Raw genomic sequence first — 15,713 nt, 5'->3', positions numbered from 1 at the left:
GATCCGTGCCTGACGCAGATCTGAAGCCTTCCAGGTACGACTCGACTGGGTGGTCCTGGCAGTTGCGACCACCCTGTCGAGTAGCACTGGGAGCTGCCATCCTGCCCGCCGTCCCCGACAGTGCTCTGACAGTGCCCTGACGCATCGTCGAGTACACGACGCCGGCGCGGGCATGGGTGTCGTGAACCGGAATCACTACCCCGCAATAGCAGGTAGTACGGCACACCGCTCTCACTACGCACTCTCTCATCACCCCCCAATCTCACCCCCGACACAGCCGCGCAGTGAGGCAGCGTAACCCCGACGCGAACAGGAACAATGGCGTTTCTCGGACCTCATCCCGGTGAGGCGTCCCATATCTGTACTTAGGCTGCGCTTGGAATATGGCACCCACATTTCGCTAGGGTGCAGAAAGAGATTTCCGAACCTGACGTTCCGAGAGGACTCCCCCGTAATCATGCGTACCCTTTTCCGCGGCAACCGCCGTCGCCTGGCGCCCGTCGCCCTGGCCGCCACCGCCTTCCTGGCGGCCGGCTCCCTCGTCGCCTGCTCCGATGACGACGACAGCAGCACCGACGGCGACACCCGCACCGTGACCGACGCCCGCGGAGAGGTCGAGATCCCCGCCGACCCGCAGCGCGTCGCGGCCTTCGACAACCGCATATTCCAGGTCCTCGAGGACTGGGACATCGACCTGGTCTCCGCACCGGTCACCCTGATCCCGGACTCCATCACCAAGTACCACGACGACACGGACATCCACGACACCGGTTCTCACCGCGAGCCGAACCTCGAGGAACTCGTCGCCGCCGATCCTGACCTCATCATCACCGGCTACCGCTACTCCAGCCAGTACGACGAGATGAAGGAGCTGCTCCCGGACACACCGATCCTGGACCTGAGCTTCGACAAGGACCTCGAGAGCACCGACGAGGACGCCCCGGCGACCCAGTCCACCGAGGACACCCTCAAGGACATCACCAGCCTGATCGGTGAGGTCTTCGACAAGAACGACGAGGCCGAGGATCTGATCTCCGCCTTCGACGAGGCCAAGGACCGTGGCAAGGAGGCCTACAACTCCGACGAGACCGTCATGGGCCTGGTCACTTCCGGCGGCGACATCAACTACGCCGCCCCGTCCACCGGTCGCTCCGTCGGCCCGATCTTCGACATGCTGGGACTGACCCCGTCCTACGACCACGAGGGTTCCACCAACCACCAGGGTGACGACATCTCCGTCGAGGCCATCGCCGACTCCAGGCCGGACTGGATCATCGTCCTGGACCGTGACGCCGCCGTCTCCGCCGACGAGCCCGAGTACCACTCCGCCCAGGAGCTCATCGCAGACTCCGAGGCCCTGAAGAACGTCCCGGCCGTCCAGGATGACCACATCATCCTGCTGCCGAACGACTTCTACACTACTGAGGACATCGAGGCCTACACCGAGGTCCTCAACTCCGTCGCTGACGCCTTCGAGGCCGCCAAGTAGTTTCCGGCACCACTCCCGCCTCACGCCCGGCCCGCCGACCGACTCCCCCCGAGTCCGTCCTGGGGGCCGGGCTTCGGCACGATTCAGGACAGGACCGACATGACCGTCGCTACCCCGGCTCCGCCGGAGGACGCACCACCGCGCAGAGTGTGGCGCACCACCTGGCCGATGCTCATCGGCATCATCTTCACCCTCGGGCTGCTGTTCGCCTCGCTGTTCACCGGCGTCTACGACATCACCGGCGGCGAGGACGGCTGGGACATGTTCTTCATCACCCGCGTCCCCCGCACAGTGGCGCTGGCGCTCGCCGGCGCAGCGATGGCCATGTGTGGCCTGGTGATGCAGCTGCTGACCCAGAACAAGTTCGTCGAACCGACCACCACCGGCACCACCGAATGGGCCGGGCTCGGCCTCATCACGACGATGGTGCTCATTCCGGGTGCGTCCCTGACCACCCGGATGATCGGTGCAATCATCTTCTCCTTCGTCGGCACCGGCATTTTCTTCCTGTTCCTTCGCCAGGTCCGGCTGAAGTCCTCCCTCATCGTGCCAATCGTCGGCATGATGCTCGGCGCGGTCGTCGGTTCCGTCTCCACCTTCGTCGCACTGAAGACGGACATGCTCCAGCAGCTCAGCATCTGGTTCACCGGCTCCTTCACCGGCATCGTCCGCGGACGCTATGAGCTGCTCTACATCGTGCTCGTCGTCCTCGTGCTCATCTTCATCGTCGCCGACCGCTTCACCGTCGCCGGTCTCGGCAAGGACATTGCCACCAACGTCGGACTCAACTACAGCCGCGTCCAGCTGCTGGGCATCGGCATGGTCGCCGTGGTCACCGGCATCGTCACGGTCGTCGTCGGCAACCTGCCGTTCCTCGGTCTCATCGTCCCGAACATCATCTCGATGTTCCGTGGCGACAACCTGCGCTCCAACCTGCCCTGGGTCGTCATGCTCGGCATGTGGATCCTCATTCTCGCGGACATCTTCGCCCGCACCGTCATCGCACCCTTCGAGGTCCCGGTGTCCCTGGTCCTCGGCATCCTCGGTGCGGTCGTCTTCGTGTTCCTGCTCGTGAGAGGACGCCGCCATGCCCACTGACGTCACCACTGCCACTCCCCGCTCCACACGGACCAGCGGCGCCTTCACCACCACCGCCCAGCGCACGAAATACATCGTGCTCGTCGCGGTCCTGGTCGCCCTGGCTCTGCTGTTCACCGTCCTGCACATGACCTACAACAACCCGGTCCCCTTCGGCGGGAAAGGGTTCTGGCGCATCGTCAATCTGCGCCGGGACGCACTCATCGCCATCGCGCTGGTGGCTCTCTGCCAGGCCTTCGCCACCGTGGCCTTCCACACCGCGACGAACAACCGGATCATCACCCCGTCGATCATGGGCTTCGAGTCCATCTATGTCGCGGTGCAGACCTCGGTGATCTTCTTCTTCGGTTCCGTCGGGCTGGCGTCGTTCGACGGCACTCCCGCGTTCCTCCTGCAGTCCGGGCTGATGGTGCTCTTCGCCGTGGCCCTGTTCGGCTGGCTGCTCTCGGGCAAGTTCGGCAATATCCAGGTGATGCTGCTCGTGGGTATCGTCCTCGGTGGTGGCCTGCGGTCCCTGTCCACCTTCATGCAGCGGCTGCTCGACCCGAATGAGTTCGACATCCTCACCGCCCGGACCTTCGGGAGCATCGGCAACGCGGACACCGACAACTTCGGTATCGTCATCCCGGTCGTGCTCGTGGTCTGCGTCCTGCTGTACCTGCGTAGTCGCCGGCTCAACGTGGTCGCCCTGGGTAACGACACCGCCAACAACCTCGGGGTGAACCACCGACGGGAACTGATGATCCTGCTGCTGCTCATCTCGGTCCTCATGGCGATGACCACCTCCCTGGTCGGACCGATGACCTTCCTCGGCTTCCTGGTCGCCACCATCGCCTACCAGCTGACAGACACCTACGACCACCGGCTGATCTTCCCGGTCGCCGCGCTCATCGGTTATGTCTTCCTCACCGGTTCCTACTTCATCATGCGGAACTTCTTCGACGCCGAGGGCGCCGTCACGATCATCATCGAGCTCATCGGAGGATCCGTGTTCCTCCTGTTCATCCTGCGGAAAGGCCGCCTGTGATCTCCTTCGACAACGTCTCCCGCGCCTACAGCGACGAGGTCACCATCGGCCCCGTCAGCTTCGACATCCCCGCCGGCGGCATGACTGCACTCGTCGGCCCCAACGGCGCCGGCAAGTCCACCCTGCTCACCATGGTCGGACGACTCCAGAAGCCGGACACCGGCGCCATCACCGTCGGAGGCGAGGACGTGTTCAAGACGCCTTCCGGGGAGGTCGCCAAGAAACTGTCCATCCTGCGGCAGGAGAACCACTTCGTCACCCGCCTGACGGTGCGCCAGCTGGTCGGTTTCGGACGCTACCCGCATTCGCACGGTCGCCTGAACGTCGAGGACGAGAAGCACATCACCGAGGCCATCGACTTCCTCAACCTCACCGACCTGGAGAACCGGTACCTCGACCAGCTCTCCGGCGGTCAGCGGCAGCGTGCCTATGTCGCCATGGTGCTGGCCCAGGACACCGACTACGTCCTGTTGGACGAGCCGCTGAACAACCTGGACATGAAGCACTCGGTCCAGATGATGAAGCAGCTGCGTCGAGCCTGCGACGAGCTGGGACGCACCGTTGTCATCGTGCTCCACGACATCAATTTCGCCGCCCGCTACGCCGACCACATCTGTGCGATGGCCGACGGGCAGGTGACCGTCTTCGGCACGCCGGAGGAGGTCATCCGGGACGAGGTGCTCTCCGGGATCTTCGGCACCCCGGTCAAGGTTCTGCAGACCGAGGACGGCCCTCTCGCCAGCTATTTCTGAGTGAGAGCCCACACTGCGTTCCGCCGCAGAACAGGCAGGTGACCGGCGTACTCTCGGTGGTATGAGCACTTCCCCCCAGTCCCCCGCACATAACCCCGCCGCCGGCCTCCTCGCGTCCCTCCGGAAGCGGGGCGTGAGCTTCCTCCTGTGGCGCGGCATCCTCGCCGTCCTCGTCGGTATCCTGCTGCTGATCTCCCCCTTCGGCTCCGCCACCGTCTTCGGCATCATCGTCGGTGCCTGGATGATGGTCGACGGTCTGTCGACCGTCGGCCTGTCCTTCCGGCTGAAGCAGCAGAACACCCCCTGGGGGTGGGTGCTCACCGACGGCGTCATCCAGACCCTGTTCGGCCTGCTGGTCATCCTGTTCCCCGTGACCTTCGCCATCATCAGTGCGTTCTTCGTCCTCGGTTTCATGGCGATCGGCATGGTCCTGTCCGGCATCGTCCAGCTCGCCGCCCCGGTCGAGAACCGCAGTGGCTGGACCATCGCCGTGGGCATCATCAACATCCTCTTCGGCGTCCTCCTCGGCGCCCTCGCGATCTTCAACCCGGTGGACAATGTCGTCACCCTGTCGTGGCTGGCGGGCATCGCGGCTCTCGCGCTCGGTATCTCCCTCATCGTCTTCTCGGTGAAGCTGCGTAATCTCGACAAGTAGAGCGGGCCACGGGGGACGGGGGTAGGTTCGGAGACTATGAGCGCAGCCGAGCCCCACGTACCACTGTCCCTGCTCGATTTCGCCACGGTCTACCGCGGCGAGACTCCGCGGGACGCCTTCTGCCGGTCCGTCGACCTGGCGCAGAAGGCCGAGGAGCTCGGCTACACCAGGATCTGGTACTCCGAGCACCACAACATGACCTCCATCGCGTCCTCCTCCCCGGCAGTGCTCATCGCCCACATCGCGGCGAAGACGGAGAGTATCCGCCTCGGCGCGGGAGGGGTGATGCTCCCCAACCACGCACCGCTGGTCATCGCCGAGCAGTACGGGACGCTCGCGGAACTCCACCCCGACCGGATCGATCTGGGCCTCGGCCGTGCCCCGGGGACGGACGCCCGGACCGTCGCCGCACTGCGCCGCTCACCGCAGAATGCCGAGAACTTCCCCGAGGATGTCCTGGAGCTGCAGGGCTACCTCGCCGGACGCTCCCGGGTCCAGGGGGTGGAGGCGATCCCCGGGGCGGACACCAATGTGCCGCTGTACATCCTCGGATCCTCCATGTTCGGTGCCACGCTCGCCGCACAGCTCGGCCTGCCGTACTCCTTCGCCTCGCACTTCGCCCCGGACTCCCTGGTCCCCGCCGTGAAGGCCTACCGCGAGTACTTCCAGCCCTCGGAGCTCCGCCCGGAGCCCTATGTCATCGCCGCGGTGAATGTCACCGCCGCGGCCACGGAGGCCGAGGCGGCACGGCAGAGCGAGATCGTGCGTCGTCGGCGCGTGGAGTCGATGGCACTGAGGGGACGCCAGGTCGGTGAGGAGGACCTCGACCTCCTCATGTCCTCGCCGGCGGCGGAGATGATCCTGTCGATGCTGCGCTACCACGCGGTCGGCACCGGTGAGCAGGTCGCCGAATACCTCGAGGGCTTCACCCGCCACGCGGACGCCGATGAACTGATGATCTCACTGCAGTCCCCCACCACCGGGGAATCACTGGAGTCCATGTCGATCCTGGCGGACGCGTGGGGGATGCGCACGGCCTAGCGTCAGCCCCGCACCTCCGCCAGATGGTTGCGCCAGCCCCCGGTGGCGGTGATCTCCGTCGCGTCCGCCACGGCCTCCGGCTGGCAGGTGAACCCGGTGACCCGCCGACCGTCGGAGAGCGTGATCTCGCCGAGTGCCATCGGGGCGGGCAGCTGGCCCAGGAACCGGGCCAACCCCGCCGGGGACAGCACCCACTCCTCCCCGGCGATGGCCGCACCACCCTGGGCGACCGGTCCGGTCATCCCGGGCTTCGGCGGTACCGTGTCGAGGGCGAAGAGCCGGTAGTCGGGGCTGGTCTCCACGTCCCCAGCGAATACGGCGCCGACAGCGGCCAACTGGCTGTTTAGCGGTTGTCCACGCAGATGGGCTCCGACGACCACGACGGAGGTATGTTCCACCCGGGCAGCGCGGATCCAGGACCCCGGGGTGCGCCTGGCGGCCGGGTCAGTGTCCAACGCGGTCTCCGCCCCTGCACCAGTCAGTCGCGCGGCGATATCCGCCGCCACCGCGTCCCCGAAGGCCGGGGCCAGCACAGTGACCCCGAACTGCGCGGGGCCCGCATCGCCCCGCCCGTTGTCGGGCACCGTGATCCATGGAACTGCGACACCGCACAGATCGAAGAGGTTGCAGAAGTTCGTGTACGTCCCCATCGCCGCGTTCACACCCACCGGGTCCGCCGTGACCTCGGCGATCGTCGGGTGGAAGGGCGCGGTGGGGATGAGCACCGCATCGAGGTCGTCCCAACCGGCCATGATGCTGGCGCGGCGTCGGTCCAGGTCACGCCGGGCGGCGAGGACCTCGGGGCCGGAGAACCGTCCTGCGGCGGTGATGATGCCGTCAACGGTGGGATCCACCGCGTCCTCCGGGGTGGCCGTGGCGACGAAGGCGCCGACCGCCTCGGCACGCTCGGCGACGATCGGGGACTCGTAGAGCATTCTCGCCGCGTCCAATGCGGGGTCCAGGTCGATGGTCCGGATCCCGCATCCGGCGTCCCGCAACGCGTGCACAGCGCTGAGGAAGGCAGTCCGCCAACTCCCGGACAGTTCCGGCAGCTCGGCAGGGACACCGATGACCGGGGTGGCTGGGGCCGCGAAGCGGACATCAGCCCCGCCGTCGCGGTCTCCGGTGGTCGCCAACACCGTCATGACCTGCTCAGCGGTGTCGGTCTGCCTGGCGAAGACGGTGACGCAGTCGTAGCTGGCGCAGGCCGGGACAACACCCTTGGTCGAGACCACCCCGAGGGTGGGCTTGACACCGGTGAGTCCCTGGAGACCGGCCGGTACACGGCCGGAGCCTGCGGTGTCGGTGCCGAGGGCCGCGTCGACAAAGCCCAGCGCCACGGCGACAGCGGAGCCTGAGGAGGATCCGCCCGAGATCCGCGCGGGGACCCGCGAGTCACGGACGGTGCCGTAGGGCGACCGGGTGCCGACGAGTCCGGTGGCGAACTGGTCGAGGTTTGTCTTGCCGATGACGGTCACCCCGGCGGCACGGAGGGCGGCCACGGACGCCGCGTCCTCTTCCGGGGTGTAACGGAAGCCGGGGCACCCCGCGGTGGTGTCGAAGCCGAGGACGTCGATGTTGTCCTTCACCGCCACGAGCATGCCGGTGAGCGGTCCGGTCGGACGGGTGAAGGACGCAGCCAACGCGTCATGCGCGTCCTCCCTGGTCAGCAGGGAGAGAAAGACCTCGGGACGGTCAGCGGCGGCGATGCGGTCGTAGGCGGCGTCGAGCGCGACAGTGGCCTCCTCGACGGTGCGGTAGGGCGCGACAGTCACGGTCACTCACCGACCTTCACGGTCTTGAGGTGCTTTTTCCCCCAGGGGAAGGCACAGAGGCCGAGAAGGACGCAGGCGATGATGGTCAGGGGACCGGCCCACTGCAGCAGCGGCATGTCGCCGGAGGGGTTGTAGATTTCCGCCCGCGGCCAGGAGAGGTTGACCACCATGAGGGCGCCGTAACAGACGGCGAGGATGTTGATGACCACGCCCACCGGTCCAAGGGTGAACAGGGGCTGTCCCTCGGCGTCGGTCTCCCGGCCCCGCTTGCAGGGCCAGCCCTTGAGCCGCTGGATCAGCAGCGGCACGGTGACCGCGAGGTAAGCGAGGTAGATGAGAATGATGCACACACTGGTGAGGGTGGCGAAGATGGCGTCGTTTCCGACGTTGACCAGCAGGACCACCACGCAGAGCACACCGATGATCACCGAGGGAAGGATCGGGGTGCCGGTTCTCGTGTTGACATGGGAGAGGACGGCGGAGAACGGCAGGCGGCCGTCGCGGGCCATGGAGAACATCAGCCGGGACGCGGCGGTCTGGATGGCGAGGGTGCAGATGAGGATCGCGATGGCGACATCGCAGAGCAGAACGGTCCCCCACGGTGAGGAGAGCACGGTGTTGAGGACGTAGGGTAGGCCCTCATCGGCGAGGCGTCCGTCAGTCAGGGACGGGGCGGCCATGAGGGCGCCGAGGATGAGCAGGGCGCCACCGACGGCGGAGAGGGTCAGGGCCTGGCGTATGGTCTTCGGAGCGACCCGACGCGGGTTGCGGGTCTCCTCGGCGAGCTCGCCGGCGCTGCCGAAGCCGACCATGACGTAGGCGGCCATGAGTCCGGAGGCGATCCAGGCCCAGATGTAGCCGTCCTCGGTCCCCGGCAGCCCGGTGTCGAAGACGACATCCGGGCCACGGTGGGAGTGTGTGAACAGGGCGAGAATGATGGCGACGACGCCGACAATCTCACAGCACACACCGATGGTGGTGACGTAGCCCATCCATCGGACGCCGATGCAGTTGATGACGGTGGTGATGACCAGAAGGACAGCTCCGAGCAGCACGGCGTTGGCCGCGCCTGAGGAGGAGGTCAGGGCGGGGTCGTCGCCGATGATCTGAAATCCGGACCAGACCGAGGGCAGGACGACCTGGAGGGCGATGGCGGCGGCAGAGGCGGTGACGATCTGGGCCAGGATCATGAACCAGCCGCCGAACCAGCCGAGGATTTCGCCGCCCATCCGTCGTGACCACTGGTAGATGGCCCCGGAGACGGGGTAGCGCGCGGCGAGTTCGGCGAAACAGAGCGCCACTGTGTACTGGCCGATGAAGACGGCGATCCAGGTCCAGAAGAAGGCCGGCCCGCCGAAGCCGAAGCCGAGGCCGAAGAGCTGAAAGATCGTGGTCAGGATGGAGACGAAGCTGAATCCGGCGGCGAAGGAGGAGAATCGGCCGAGGCTGCGGTGCAGCTGTTGGTCGTACCCGAATTCGCCGAGGTCTCCGGCATCTGTGCCGGAGGTCGGGCGTACCCCGGTGGCCGGGGTGATGGGGACTGACATGTGCGCGATGTCCCTTTCTGGGCGAAGGATGGAACCTGGCTGGTTCCTGTCATTTGAAAGAAAGTCAACGGGACGGATGTTTCAGTCCTGTATCGTCGCGGTTCTGGTCTGGTTTCCTTCCTGGCGCCTGACCCGCAACACAGCCCACCCCGCCGGTTCAACCGGCACCGGTCCCCGGGTGGCGGCACAATGGACGCCGTGTCCGAACACCCCGTCCGCCGACAGAACTCCCCCACGCCCCGACCACTGTCGCCCGCTCTGACCTCCCTGGTGAACGATCTGGCCAGTGCCCGGCGCGCTGACGGTCCTGACGGCGACCCCCTTCCCCTCACCGCCCGGTGGTCGACCGCACTGAGCGACCGGCTCGACGACAACCTGGCCGCCACGGGATCCGTCGGCCGCGGTGAAGCCACCCCAGCAAGTGACCTCGACGCCATCCGCCTCGCCCCCGGCCCCACCCCCGGGTTCACCGGGCTGCTCACCGACGGCATCATCGGGGATGACGACGGCGTCTCACCGGCCACATCGGTTCTCCCGGGCGACCGCGCAGCCTGGACCGCCGCCTTAGCCGGCTGGTGCGCCCGCCCTGGCGACGACCGCGGGGTGGTGAAGACTGGCCTGGTGGCGGACGCCGCCGACCCTGTCGGTGAGCTCCCCCGTGCTGCCGCGGCAGCGGTGCCCGGGACGCCGATGGTCACCGAGATGCTCCGCGACGCGCTCTCCCACACTCCCCCGCGCACCACCGGACTCTTCCACGCCGACTCCTTCGCACTTAAGGAGGACCTGCTCACCCCGGTGGTGAAGATCTCCCGGTGGGCGGCCCTCACCAGTGGCTCCGCCGCCTGCGGAACCGTAACCCGGCTCACCGATGCCGCAGCCGCCGGCCTGCTCGGCCACACTGAAGCCGTGGCCCTCAGGGAGTCCTACCGGGCGGGGTTGGCCCTGTCCCTCGACCTGGCGCTGGGTACCGGTCCAACGAGCATCTTTGAGCGCCGCGGTCGCGTGGTGTTCTCCGCCCTGCCCCGGGAGCGGTCCCAACGTTTGCGCCGTGCCGTTACGGACCTCCGGGGCGTGCAGCGCACGCTGCGGTACCGGTTGTCCACCTCGTCCTACACGGAGTTCTGACATGGCTGACGCGGCAGGTGTCACCGACCGGGCCATCGAGGACGCCCACCTGGCCGACATCCACCGGGCACAGCAGATCGAGGGCTGCGACACCACCGACCTCCACGAGGAACTCCGTCGGATCCTGCGCACCGGCGTCACTCCCCCGGAGCTCATCACGGATCTTGTGGACCGGGCCCGGGTATCCGCCGCGGCGCATCCCTCGCCAAGGCGGTCCTCTGCCGACCGCTGGTTCCGGTCCCGCCCCTACTTCGACAAGCGACACATGGTCCTGCGCAATCTGCAGGGTCTGACCGGGCAGTCCGCGCTGGACACGCTTACCGGTCGGCTCAGCGCGCTGCGCACCGCGGAGCTTCTCAGCCCCCGTTCCGACGCTCGGCTCCTCCCCGAAGTGACGAGGTCAGACACACTGCAGGTCCTGCACCGACGGCTGTTCGGGGATGTCTTCGGCTGGGCCGGTGAGCTGAGGACCGTGAACCTGTCCCGCCAGGATCTCTCGTTCTGCCGCCTGCCCCAGGTGGAGCACCATCTCAACCTGTCCCTGCTGGCACTGGACCGCTGTCTGGAGGCGCGTCACCGTGGCGATCCACTCCCGGCCGAGGCTCTCGCCGCCTTCCTCGCCGAGTACATTTGGGCTCACCCCTTCCGGGACGGCAACGGGCGCAGCGCCATGGCCGCACTCATGCTGTTGACGCCACCGGGAACCCTGTCCCGGATCAGCCGCGCCGCCTGGTACCGGGCATCCGCCGCGTCGGTCACCGCCACGGGCGCCGCCGAGGCCACCGCCGTTGACGGAGCGGACGGTGCCGGGGTCGCCGATCCAGAACCCTGGTTTCGCCTACTCTCAACGGTGTAACCCCGTGTCCACTGTCCCTACTGGTTCCCCACTGGAGATCTGCATGCCCACCGAGCCGACCGGCCGCCGACCAGGACGCCCACGGGCCGGAACACCCCGCCTGACCGGGGAGGACACAGCCGCCGAGATTCTCGATGCCGCGGCGGAGCTGTTCACCACCGAGGGCTTCGGCTCAGTGACCACCCGCCGTCTCGCCGAGGCCGCAGGCATCCGCCAGGCGACGATGTACCACTACTTCCCCAACAAGAAGGCGATCCTGCACCGTCTGCTGCTCGCCACCGTCGAGCACTCCCTCGACCTGGCCCGGGAACTGTTGGACGGGGTCACCGACGGATCCGCCCTGCAAGCCACCGGAATGCTCCGCCAACTCGCCCGGCAGGATGCCGAACTCCTGTTCAGCGACACCTGGAACGTCGCCTCCCTCTACAGCACCCCCGAGGTCAACGACCGCTCTTTCACCGAGTTCCACCAGCTCCGTGCGGAGCTGCGCGCCGCCTACACCGAGTTGGGGCGCCGGGTACTCGGCGCCGACGACCCCTTGCTGCTGGAGGTGCCGTTCCACATCGTCGAGTCCGTGGTGACGCTCCGGTCCACGCTGACCATCACCCCCGACGACGTCGGACGCTTGACCGACGCCGTCGCCGAGGCGGCGGTCAGTGTCCTCCGGCGCTGAGCTGGACGCTACCGCGCGCCCAGGCTGATCAGTGCCTGTCCCTGGGACACCTGGTCACCGATGGCGGCGAAGACTCCGGTGACCACACCATCAGTGACTGCGACCACCGGAGACTCCATCTTCATCGACTCAAGTGACGCCAGCCGGTCACCGGCTTTCACCTCATCGCCTTCGCTGACGAGCAGCTGCCAGAGGGTGGACGGCAGTTCCGCGTAGACCGCGGTGGACCCCTCCGGAATCTCCACGGCCCCCGGGTCGGCGGCCACCACCGGCTCATCACGGATGTCGAACTCACCGGACTCGCGCCAGCGCCGCTTCTCCTCCTCGAACGCCACCGACTGCATCTCACGGAACTCGGCGATGCTGTCCGCGTTCTCCGCGAGGAACTCCCGGTACTCCGCATAGGAGAAGGTGCCGTCGGTGGTGTCGGCGATCCCACGGCCGGCATCGGTCTCCGCACGCAGCCGCATGAGCTCCTCGTGGCTCACCGGATACCATTCAATCCGGTCGAAGAACCGCAGCGCCCACGGATCGCCCTGGAACAGTCCACCGGTGCGGTAGCGGTTCCACATCTGCGTGGTCCGGCCGACGAACTGGTAGCCGCCCGGGCCCTCCATGCCGTACACGCACAGGTAGGCGCCGCCGATGCCCACCGCATTCTCCGGGGTCCAGGTGCGGGCCGGGTTGTACTTCGTGGTGACCAGGCGATGCCGCGGATCCAGCGGCGTGGCGACCGGGGCACCCAGGTAGACGTCGCCCAGACCGAGGACGAGGTAGCTGGCCTCGAACACCGTGCGGTAGACGTCATCGACAGTCTCCAGACCGTTCATCCGCCGGATGAACTCGATGTTCCACGGGCACCATGGGGCGTCGTCACGCACACCGTTCATGTACCGCTCAATCGCCAGGCGGGTCTGCGGGTCATCCCAGCTCAACGGGAGTCGCACGGTGCGGGACGGGACCACCAGTTCCTCGGTGTCCGGGATGTCCACCTCCAGGTCACGGACCAGCTCCACCAGTTCGGTGGGGCGGATCACAGACGGATCGGTGTGGATCTGCAGGGACCGGATCCCCGGGGTGAGATCGAGGACGCCGGGAACAGCGGCCTCCTCGAGTCGGTCCATAAGGACCTGGACACGCATCCGCAGGCCGATGTCGAGCTGGAGCTCACCGAACTCGACGAGCAGGTTGGCGTCCCCGGAACGACGGTAGGTGACGGACGGGCGTCCCTTCTCGTCCCCGGTGCCCTCATCCACCGCGATAACGCCGTGGTCGGAGTCCCCGCCGGCGATGGTGTCGGGGCCGTCCACCGCGGTGCACAGTTGACGCACCCCGACGGCCTCCGCTTCACGGACGGGGACGAACCGGACCGTGTCACCCGGACGCAGCTGCCCCAGCTTCCAGAGATCCCCGCTGGCCACCACTGCCGGGCAGACGAATCCGCCGAGGCTGGGCCCATCGGGTCCGAGGATGATGGGAGTGTCTCCGGTGAAGTCGAGGGAACCGATGGCATAGGCGTTGTCGTGGATGTTCGACGGGTGCAGGCCTGCCTCCCCGCCGTCTTCACGCGCCCAGCCGGGGCGGGGACCGATGAGGCGCACACCGGTCCGGGCCGAGTTGAAGTGCACCTCGTAGTCGGTGCTGTAGAGCACCTCGATATCTTCCGGGGTGAAGAACTCGGGAGCCTCGTGCGGGCCCTCGGTGACGGCGATGTGCCAGGCGTTGGTCAGGGCCGGACGCTGCCCGGCGGGGACGGATGCCGGGTCGGTAACCACAGCGGACGCTTTGCCGGATGCGACGCGCAGAACGTCACCGGCCTGCAGCGCACGACCGGCGTGACCACCGAAGCTACCGAGGGTGAAGGTTGAGGCGGATCCCAGGTAGTGAGGCACGTCAATGCCGCCTCGGACCGCGAGGTAGACCCGCATGCCGGTGTCCGTCGTGGAACCGACCGTGAGCACCTGTCCGGCGGAGACCACCACCGGCTCCCACTGCGCCACCGGCTCACCGTCAAGGGTGCAGTTGACCACCGCGCCAGTGAGACAGATGACGGTGTCACAGGAGAATCTCAGTGTCGGCCCGTTGGCCGTGCACTCCAGGCCCGGCGCGGATTCGGCGTTACCGACCGCGGTGTTGGCCGCACGGAAGGACAGGTCGTCCATCGGACCGGACGGCGGGACGCCGATCTTCCAGTAGCCCTTCCGTCCAGGCCAGTCCTGGACGGTGGTGAGCATGCCCGGCGCAAGCACGTCGATGCGGGGATCCGGGTCGGCGGTGGTCGTCAGGGTGAGGGTGGAGTGGGTGACGGCCCGCAGGTCAGCGTTTCCGGTCATCTCGCGCAGCAGGCCGAGGTTGGTGACCACGCCGTCGATGCGGGTGTCGTCGAGGGCGGTCCGGAGGGCGTCGAGGGTATGGTCACGGGTGTCGGAGTGGGTGATGACCTTGGCGATCATCGGGTCGTAGAAGTGCGATATCTCCTGTCCGGTCTCGATCCAGCCGTCGACGCGGACCGTGGCGTCCGCACCGGCGACGGGACCTGCGTCGGGAAACCGCGCGTTGGTCACGACTCCGGGGCACGGCGCGGACTCCTTGTCGGGGTCCTCGGCGTAGACCCGGGCCTCCACGGCACAGCCGGTGGGCAGCGGGTCAGCGTCGAAGATGGTGGTGTCCAGTCCGGCGTCCGGGCCGGTGCCGCCGACGCCGCGGGTGGCCAGCAGCAGCATCCACTCGACGAGGTCCACCCCGTAGACCTCCTCGGTCACCGGGTGCTCGACCTGCAGGCGGGTGTTCATCTCCAGGAAGTAGGCCTGTTCTCGCTGCGGGTCGTAGACGAACTCCACGGTCCCTGCGGACCGGTAGTCCACCGAGGACGCGAGCATGCGGGACGCCGTGTGGATCTGCTCCCTGACCGGCTCGGGAAGGTGCGGAGCCGGGGCTTCCTCGATGACCTTCTGGTTGCGGCGCTGCAGGGAGCAGTCGCGGTCTCCGACGATGACGACGCGACCTGCGCCGTCGCCGAAGACCTGGACCTCGACGTGGCGGGCCGGGCGGACCAGGCGTTCCAGAAACACGCCGGACGCGCCGAAGTTCTTGGCGGCGAGCGCCTCCACGCGGGAGAATGCCTCACGGACCTCCTCGACAGTGCTGCAGGCCTGCATACCGATGCCGCCGCCACCACCGGAGGCCTTGACCATCACCGGCAGACCGACTTCCTCGGTGGCGGCCACGGCCTCGTCAGCCGAGTTGAGCAGCCCGGTTCCCGGGAGCATGGGCACGTCTGCGGCGCCGGCGAGTTCACGGGCGGTGTGCTTGACGCCGAACTTCTCGAGCTGTTCGGCGGTCGGGCCGACGAAGGCGATACCGGCGGCCTCGACCCGGCGCGCGAAGTCCGCGTTCTCGGAGAGGAATCCGTAGCCGGGGTGGATGGCGGTGGCCCCGGCCTCGGTGGCGACGGCGAGAATACGGTCGATGTCGAGGTAGGATTCGGCGGCGGAGGCGGGTCCGATGTTGTAAGCCACGTCCGCGTCACGGACATGGGGGGCGGCGATGTCGGCGTCGGAGTAGACGGCGATAGTGCGCATACCGAGCTTCTTCGCCGAGCGGATGATACGGCGGGCGATCTCGCCGCGGTTGGCGATGAGGATGCTGTCGGTTGTCGTTGTCATGGCGGTGGGC

At 67.4% G+C, this 15,713-nt stretch carries 12 protein-coding genes; 9 read left to right on the top strand and 3 right to left on the bottom strand.

Features of this window, described 5'->3' with window-relative positions; translation table 11 throughout:
* The first annotated feature begins 457 nt into the window (after positions 1–457).
* From CVA01_RS09690 to CVA01_RS09665, 6 genes are all read left to right on the top strand, one after another.
* Entirely contained in the window at positions 458–1,489 is a 1,032-nt protein-coding gene (locus CVA01_RS09690) for a siderophore ABC transporter substrate-binding protein (protein ID WP_244938235.1), read from the top strand.
* Between the two features lie 99 nt (positions 1,490–1,588).
* Positions 1,589–2,587: an ABC transporter permease gene (locus tag CVA01_RS09685; protein ID WP_174775630.1), complete on the top strand. Its 999-nt coding sequence runs from the start codon at positions 1,589–1,591 to the stop codon at positions 2,585–2,587.
* Positions 2,577–3,614, top strand: a complete 1,038-nt coding sequence (locus CVA01_RS09680) for an iron chelate uptake ABC transporter family permease subunit (RefSeq protein ID WP_218024573.1) — start codon at positions 2,577–2,579, stop codon at positions 3,612–3,614. The genes CVA01_RS09685 and CVA01_RS09680 overlap by 11 nt, the downstream gene beginning before the upstream one ends.
* Positions 3,611–4,366 carry an iron ABC transporter ATP-binding protein gene (locus tag CVA01_RS09675; RefSeq protein WP_141330366.1) on the top strand — a complete coding sequence of 252 codons (756 nt, stop codon included), beginning with the start codon at positions 3,611–3,613 and terminating at the stop codon, positions 4,364–4,366. The genes CVA01_RS09680 and CVA01_RS09675 overlap by 4 nt, the downstream gene beginning before the upstream one ends.
* Positions 4,367–4,427: 61 nt before the next feature.
* Positions 4,428–5,021, top strand: a complete 594-nt coding sequence (locus CVA01_RS09670) for an HdeD family acid-resistance protein (RefSeq protein WP_141330364.1) — start codon at positions 4,428–4,430, stop codon at positions 5,019–5,021.
* A gap of 36 nt (positions 5,022–5,057) precedes the next feature.
* Positions 5,058–6,062 carry an LLM class flavin-dependent oxidoreductase gene (locus CVA01_RS09665; protein ID WP_141330362.1) on the top strand — a complete coding sequence of 335 codons (1,005 nt, stop codon included), beginning with the start codon at positions 5,058–5,060 and terminating at the stop codon, positions 6,060–6,062.
* A 2-nt stretch (positions 6,063–6,064) separates the two neighbouring features.
* Here the strand turns inward: CVA01_RS09665 and atzF are convergent, their stop codons facing one another.
* Together atzF and CVA01_RS09655 are read right to left on the bottom strand one after the other, a co-directional pair.
* A complete protein-coding gene (gene atzF / locus CVA01_RS09660; RefSeq protein ID WP_141330360.1) occupies positions 6,065–7,837 on the bottom strand; it encodes an allophanate hydrolase in 1,773 nt (590 codons plus the stop codon).
* A 2-nt stretch (positions 7,838–7,839) separates the two neighbouring features.
* Entirely contained in the window at positions 7,840–9,384 is a 1,545-nt protein-coding gene (locus CVA01_RS09655; RefSeq protein WP_141330358.1) for an amino acid permease, read from the bottom strand.
* A gap of 198 nt (positions 9,385–9,582) precedes the next feature.
* Here CVA01_RS09655 and CVA01_RS09650 point away from each other — a divergent pair, with 198 nt between their 5' ends.
* The 3 genes from CVA01_RS09650 to CVA01_RS09640 are packed head-to-tail and all read left to right on the top strand — an operon-like array spanning position 9,583 to position 12,038.
* Entirely contained in the window at positions 9,583–10,509 is a 927-nt protein-coding gene (locus tag CVA01_RS09650; RefSeq protein WP_170209749.1) for a putative nucleotidyltransferase substrate binding domain-containing protein, read from the top strand.
* Between the two features lies 1 nt (position 10,510).
* Positions 10,511–11,365 (top strand): Fic family protein, encoded by an 855-nt coding sequence (locus CVA01_RS09645; protein WP_141330354.1) that lies wholly within the window; start codon positions 10,511–10,513, stop codon positions 11,363–11,365.
* A 43-nt stretch (positions 11,366–11,408) separates the two neighbouring features.
* Complete coding sequence (locus tag CVA01_RS09640; protein ID WP_141330352.1) at positions 11,409–12,038, top strand: TetR/AcrR family transcriptional regulator; 630 nt, start codon at positions 11,409–11,411, stop codon at positions 12,036–12,038.
* A gap of 8 nt (positions 12,039–12,046) precedes the next feature.
* Here CVA01_RS09640 and uca read toward each other — a convergent pair whose 3' ends face one another.
* A complete protein-coding gene (gene uca, locus CVA01_RS09635) occupies positions 12,047–15,703 on the bottom strand; it encodes an urea carboxylase (protein WP_141330350.1) in 3,657 nt (1,218 codons plus the stop codon).
* Between the last annotated feature and the right edge of the window lie 10 nt (positions 15,704–15,713).

It is taken from the genome of Corynebacterium variabile (assembly GCF_006539825.1).
GTDB classification, from domain to species: Bacteria; Actinomycetota; Actinomycetes; order Mycobacteriales; family Mycobacteriaceae; genus Corynebacterium; species Corynebacterium variabile.
Note: the sequence above shows the minus strand (reverse complement) of the source record. Positions and strands in the feature narration are given on the sequence as shown.

What these genes read in the sequence shown, in the direction of transcription:
- CVA01_RS09665 (WP_141330362.1), top strand. Translation starts at nt 5,058, where the DNA reads ATGAGCGCAGCCGAGCCCCACGTACCACTGTCCCTGCTCGATTTCGCC.
- CVA01_RS09685 (WP_174775630.1), top strand. Translation starts at nt 1,589, where the DNA reads ATGACCGTCGCTACCCCGGCTCCGCCGGAGGACGCACCACCGCGCAGA.
- CVA01_RS09655 (WP_141330358.1), bottom strand. Translation starts at nt 9,384, where the DNA reads ATGTCAGTCCCCATCACCCCGGCCACCGGGGTACGCCCGACCTCCGGC.
- CVA01_RS09640 (WP_141330352.1), top strand. Translation starts at nt 11,409, where the DNA reads ATGCCCACCGAGCCGACCGGCCGCCGACCAGGACGCCCACGGGCCGGA.
- CVA01_RS09690 (WP_244938235.1), top strand. Translation starts at nt 458, where the DNA reads ATGCGTACCCTTTTCCGCGGCAACCGCCGTCGCCTGGCGCCCGTCGCC.
- CVA01_RS09680 (WP_218024573.1), top strand. Translation starts at nt 2,577, where the DNA reads ATGCCCACTGACGTCACCACTGCCACTCCCCGCTCCACACGGACCAGC.
- CVA01_RS09670 (WP_141330364.1), top strand. Translation starts at nt 4,428, where the DNA reads ATGAGCACTTCCCCCCAGTCCCCCGCACATAACCCCGCCGCCGGCCTC.
- CVA01_RS09645 (WP_141330354.1), top strand. Translation starts at nt 10,511, where the DNA reads ATGGCTGACGCGGCAGGTGTCACCGACCGGGCCATCGAGGACGCCCAC.
- uca (WP_141330350.1), bottom strand. Translation starts at nt 15,703, where the DNA reads ATGACAACGACAACCGACAGCATCCTCATCGCCAACCGCGGCGAGATC.